The sequence below is a fragment of the Methanoregula sp. genome (genome assembly GCF_002835825.1).
Taxonomy (GTDB): Archaea; Halobacteriota; Methanomicrobia; order Methanomicrobiales; family Methanospirillaceae; genus Methanoregula.
The window spans coordinates 1-5461 of the sequence record NZ_PIZH01000135.1; the positions used below are offsets into that span (position 1 = coordinate 1).

5 protein-coding genes are annotated in these 5461 nt (G+C 61.9%); all 5 read left to right on the top strand.

The annotated features are described in order from the left end of the window. Positions 1-1174, top strand: a 1174-nt coding sequence (locus tag CW742_RS06270; RefSeq protein ID WP_292417995.1) for an ABC transporter ATP-binding protein, incomplete at its 5' end; no start/stop codon positions are given. Beyond that, positions 1171-1920, top strand: coding sequence for a sugar phosphate isomerase/epimerase family protein (locus CW742_RS06275; RefSeq protein WP_292417998.1), 750 nt, complete (start codon positions 1171-1173; stop codon positions 1918-1920). The genes CW742_RS06270 and CW742_RS06275, both read left to right, overlap by 4 nt. After that, a complete protein-coding gene (locus tag CW742_RS06280) occupies positions 1917-2948 on the top strand; it encodes an ABC transporter substrate-binding protein (protein WP_292418001.1) in 1032 nt (343 codons plus the stop codon). Before CW742_RS06275 ends, CW742_RS06280 begins: the two co-directional genes overlap by 4 nt. Position 2949: 1 nt before the next feature. Next, complete coding sequence (locus CW742_RS06285; protein WP_292418003.1) at positions 2950-4323, top strand: cobyrinate a,c-diamide synthase; 1374 nt, start codon at positions 2950-2952, stop codon at positions 4321-4323. Beyond that, on the top strand, positions 4324-5445 hold the full coding sequence (locus CW742_RS06290; RefSeq protein WP_292418006.1) for an adenosylcobinamide amidohydrolase: 1122 nt from the start codon (positions 4324-4326) through the stop codon (positions 5443-5445). It begins immediately after the preceding gene. Positions 5446-5461: the final 16 nt, after the last annotated feature.

Here is a 5461-nt window from a genome sequence, read left to right on the forward strand (position 1 = left end):
CGGCTCGGGGAAGACACCGCTCCTGAGGGCGATCAGCCGCGTGATCCCCTCCAGCGGGATCCTTGAACTGGACGGCAGGCCGGTCAGCGGGTATACCCCGTCCGAGCTGGGCGCTGTTCTCGGCTTTGTCCCGCAGGACGAGGACCGGCCGTTTTCCTATACGGTCCTGCAGGTCGTCCTGATGTCGCGGTATGCACGGGCGAGCAGGTTTGCCTCGCTCTCACCCGATGATTATGCCCTGTGTTACAACGCGCTTGACCGGACCGGCATCACTCACCTTAAGGACCGGTCGATCCGCGCCCTCTCCGGGGGCGAGTGGCAGCGGGTGCTCATTGCCCGCGCCCTTGCACAGGACACGCCGGTGATCCTGCTGGACGAGCCCACATCCCACCTTGACCTCGCGCACCAGGCCGGTATCCTCACGCTTGTCCGGGCCCTTGCCCGTTCCGGGAGGACCGTCATCGGCGTTTTCCACGACCTCAACCTCGCCCTGCAGTACTGCGACCGGCTCCTGATGATCCAGGGCGGGCATATTGTTGCCGACGGGGCACCGGGGGATGTCCTGACACCGGAAAAAGTGCGGGAAGTCTACGGGGCCGAAGTGGTCGCCACCTCGCACCCGGCAACTGGCCGGACCATCCTCGTGCCGCTCGATACCCGGAATAATGGTGACAATTCTTTTGAGAAACAAAAGGTGCTTGTCATCTCCGGCGGGGGGAGCGGGGGCGATCTCCTCCGTTTCCTCAGCCACAACGGGTACTCCGTCTCGGCCGGCATCCTCGCGACCACCGATTCGGACTATGCCGTGGCAAAGGTGCTTGCCATCCCGTGCATCCCTGTCCTCCCCTTCTCGCAGATCCCGGCGCATGCCCTGGAAAAACTTAGACGGCTGGCGGTACAGGCCGACCGCATCGTCCTTTCTGTGCATCCTGTCGGTACCGGCAATTACCCGGTCCTTGAAATTCTCCAGGGCATGGATCCCGGGCGCCTCGTTATCCACCTTCCGGATGGCAGGGAGTTCTCGTCGTTCGACTTTACCCGGGGAAAGGCTGCCAACGCCTATGCTGCACTCTGTAGTGCCGGGGTATCCTGCACCGGGACCTGTGACGGGATCCTTGCAATCCTGGAAGGGAATCCCGGCAACCCTCCGGAATCTTCGGGGAATACACCATGACACGCTCGTTCTTTCTCTCAACATTCTGCTGTATGGACCGTCCGCTGGATGCAGCGCTTGAAACCCTTTCCCCCCGCACGGGCCACGTCGAGATCGTAGCGGACGGGCCCCATGACATTCTCGCGGATCCTGGGCCATGCAGCCAGTATGACTGCTCATATTCCGTCCATGCGCCGACAAGCGAGATCAACATCGCTTCGGTCAACGAACGTATGCGACAGTCCTCGGTTGCCGTCCTCGGTGACGTGATGACAGCCTGTGCTATCATTGGCGCCCGCCACCTTGTTGTCCACCCGGGGTATGCCGCGTATGAGCAGGTCCGTGACCGGTCGTTTGCCTCTCTGCTCCGTTCGCTTGACGATCTCTCACGGCTCCAGGAGGAGCACGGGGTCCGTGCCTGTGTCGAGAACATGGGCTCGTGGGAATGCTGCCATTTCCGGACTCCCGCCCTCCTCCCCGAACTGGATACCCGCGGCCTTGGTTTTGTCCTCGATTGCGGCCATGCCCGGCTGAACGGGAACCTCGACGCGTTCCTTGCCACCGGGCAGTGCTGCCATGTCCACCTCCACGACAATGGCGGAACGAACGATGACCATGATGCCTGTGGCAGCGGCACCATCGACTTTCCCTCCCTTCTCGATTCGGTCCCTTCGCATGCAACCCTTGTTGTTGAGACACGCGAACTGGCTGCCGCGGACCGCAGCCTTACGTATCTGTCCTCATGGAAAGACGGAGCCCTGACATGATATCACGAACAACCCCCTTCCACAATCCACGGGCAACCCTGATCGCTGCCCTGCTGCTCGTTTCCTGCTGTGTCCTCCCGGTTTCTGCTGTTACGGTGACCGACGATGCCGGGACACACGTCACGCTCAATGCAACGCCCCAGCGGATCGTATCGCTTGCCCCTTCCAACACTGAGATCCTTGCCGCCCTCGGCCTGACCGGCCGCCTCGTGGGGATAACCGATGCCTGCAATTATCCCCCCGAAGTGAACACCGTCCCCCGCATCGGGGGATATTCCGCAATCAGCACCGAGAAGGTCTCGGCAGCGAGGCCCGATCTGGTCATCGCATCGGATATAACTCCGGCAGAAACGACAGCCCGGCTCAGGGCGCTCGGTCTCACCGTGGTGGTCGTTGCGCCCCGGAACATCGATGACATGATCCGGGATATCCGGCTGGTCGGGGCCCTGACCGGCACGGATGCGGAGGCTGATCGGCTGGCATGGAACCTCTCGTCGCGCCTCGCAGATGTGGGGCCGGTGCAGCCGGCAGGCACCCGCCCGACCATAGCGCACGTGGTATGGAACAACCCGCTGTACGTGAGCGGGAACGATACCCTCCAGAACGACGTGATCGAACATGCGGGTGGAACGAATGCCTTTTTTCGGGTGAGCGGGTGGGGCACGGTCTCCCTTGAGGAGTTCTTGATGACGAACCCGGATATCATCATTGTCAACGGTGGCGGCGGTATGGACAACAAAACCCGTGACGTGATCCTCGAGGATTTCATGACACGTCCGCAATATGCCTCGCTCTCTGCCGTGAAGAACCATCACGTTTATGCCGTGAAGACTGATACCATCAGCCGAGCAGGACCACGGATCGTCGATGCAACCGAACAAGTGGCAGCCGATGTACGGGAGATGACGCAAACCGGAAAAGGGGAACCGGCAGGGGTGGCCCCGACCGCCAGAACGCCGGGGTTCTGTGCAGCAGGGACGGTTCTTTTCATCGCCGCGTCCGTGTTCCTGGTCCAGCGGAGACGGTGATATGGATACGGCATCCGGAGATTCGGGGGAGGACGGTATCATGACCGCCTTCCCCCGGCTCGTCATTGCCGGAACGGAGAGCGGCTGCGGTAAGACCTCCGTGGCGAGCGGGCTGATGGCAGCATTCAGGGAGCGAGGTCTCACCGTCCAGCCGTTCAAGACCGGCCCGGACTTCATCGATCCCACCCATCATACCCGGATCTGCGGCAGGACCTCGCGGAACCTCGACCCGTTCATGATGGGAGAAGAGGGTGTCCAAAAGACCTATGTTACCGCATCTGCGGGTGCGGATATCGCGGTTATCGAGGGAGCAATGGGCCTCTTTGACGGGATCGATGGTTCTGACTTCAGCAGTACGGCTCACGTGGCACGGCTCCTCACTGCCCCGGTCGTGCTGGTTGTCAGCGCTGCTGCCTCCGCCCGGAGCGTCCACGCCGTTGTCCGGGGGTTCCGCGACTTCGATCCCCGGGTCAGGATTGCCGGGGTCATCTTCAACCGGCTCGCCACGACAAAGCACCGCGCTATGATCGCGGCAGAAGAGTTCGTCCCTCCCCTGGGCTATATCCCCCTGCAGCAGGGGCCCGGGGTGCAGAGCCGCCACCTCGGCCTTGTCATGGCGCACGAATCCGATGGGATGCAGTCGTACGGGCAGGTTGTGCGGGAATCGTGCGACCTTGATGCAATTCTTGCGGTTGCCCGCGGTGCTCCGCCGCTTTCAGCCCCGGGTTGTGCCATGGCCAAAAAAACCGGGAACCGGGCTGTCATCGGTGTTGCCCGCGACAATGCGTTCTGCTTTTACTACCAGGACAACCTTGACCGGCTCGCCCGTGCCGGTGCGGAGCTACGGTTCTTCTCGCCCATGGACGATCATCTTCCCGATATGGATGCCCTCTATCTCGGCGGGGGATATCCGGAGCTATATGCCGGAGAATTCGAAGCATCCCCCTGCCGGCACGTCATCCGCGATCTTGCAGAGCATGGAATGCCCATCTATGGCGAGTGTGGCGGCCTGATGTATCTGGGCAGGGCCATCAGGACCGATCGTGAGTATCAGATGGCCGGGATTCTTCCGGCCTGCACGGAAATGACATCGCGGATCCAGGCACTGGGCTATGTGAAAGGGACCTTTTCCGGTCCTGCCGGGTTCTGGGCAGGTGGCTCCCGGGTCCTCGGCCACGAGTTCCATTTCTCCCGAACCGTATGCGACCCGGATGCCCGGTTCGCCCTGCGACTCGGGCAGGGAACAGGAATCCTCGACGGGAACGACGGGCTGATCGAACAGAACACGATCGGGACGTACACTCATGCCTATTTCAGCGACTCCTTCTGCGAACAGTTTGTTGCGGCAGCCGAGGCGTTCCGGGGGATCCGGTGAATGGACGCTGGCAGGGCCGACCTGACGGGACCGATGATTGTCGTGTTGCCGGGCAATGAGCAGGTTGAAAACCACGGGACAACGCTTGTGGTCAGGTTCAAAGGACCGCGGAAGGTTCTTTCCACATCATGGCTGAATGGCGGTTACCGTACGGATCTCCACGCAGTCTTCAATCACCAGATCCCGCGTGAGGCATGCGAGTCCTGCCATAATGGCGGGAGCGTGCGGGAATACCTCGAAGAAGTTGCCCGCGGTCTCGGGTTCGATTCGGAGAGTGTCACCGGCCTGGTCACCCGGGCGGAGATGAGGAATACCGCAGTTATCACAGAACAGTTCCGGGACCTCACGGTCACTGCCATCGTAACGGCCGGGATCGACAAGAACGGCGGGCGGGCCGGTGATCCTGCATCGTATTACGAGGACGGGAACTCCTTTGAGCCGGTCGGGGGGACCATCAACACCATCCTCGTCATCGGGGCCGACCTGCCGGAGCACGCGATGGCCCGGGCCCTGATGACTGCTGCCGAGGCAAAGGCTGTGGCCCTCCAGCAGCTGATGGCCCGGAGCCTGTACTCCTGCGGGATCGCTACCGGTTCCGGTACCGACATGATCGCCATCGTGTCCGATCCTGGCTCGCGGCTCCACCTCACTGATGCCGGGAAGCACGCGAAACTCGGCGAACTGATCGGCAGGACGGTGATCCGGGCAACGACAAAAGCGCTGGAGGAGGAGACCGGGCTCTCGGCGGAATCGCAGCGGGACGTGCTGGTGCGGTTGTCCCGGTTTGGCGTGACGGAAGAATCCCTCTGGACTGCCTCTTCTCCATCTCCCGGGGAACAGAGAGATGGGGAAGACCGCGAACGGTTCCTTCGCACCCTGCGTTCCCGGGCAACCGATCCAATGTTCCTTGCCCGGGTGACTGCTGCCCTCCATATCGTTGATGAGGAATCCTGGGGGCTCATTCCCCGGAATGATGCCAGCCTGGCGATCCGGTCATTTTCCGGAAGCGGAAATGTGGCAGAATCTCCCGACAACTGCAGCGACGAGGACCCGCTCACCCTTGTCTGTCACATGGTTGCCGGGGAAGTGAAACAGATTGCCGGTAATCCCACACTCCGCTGATATTCCGGAGGAGGGG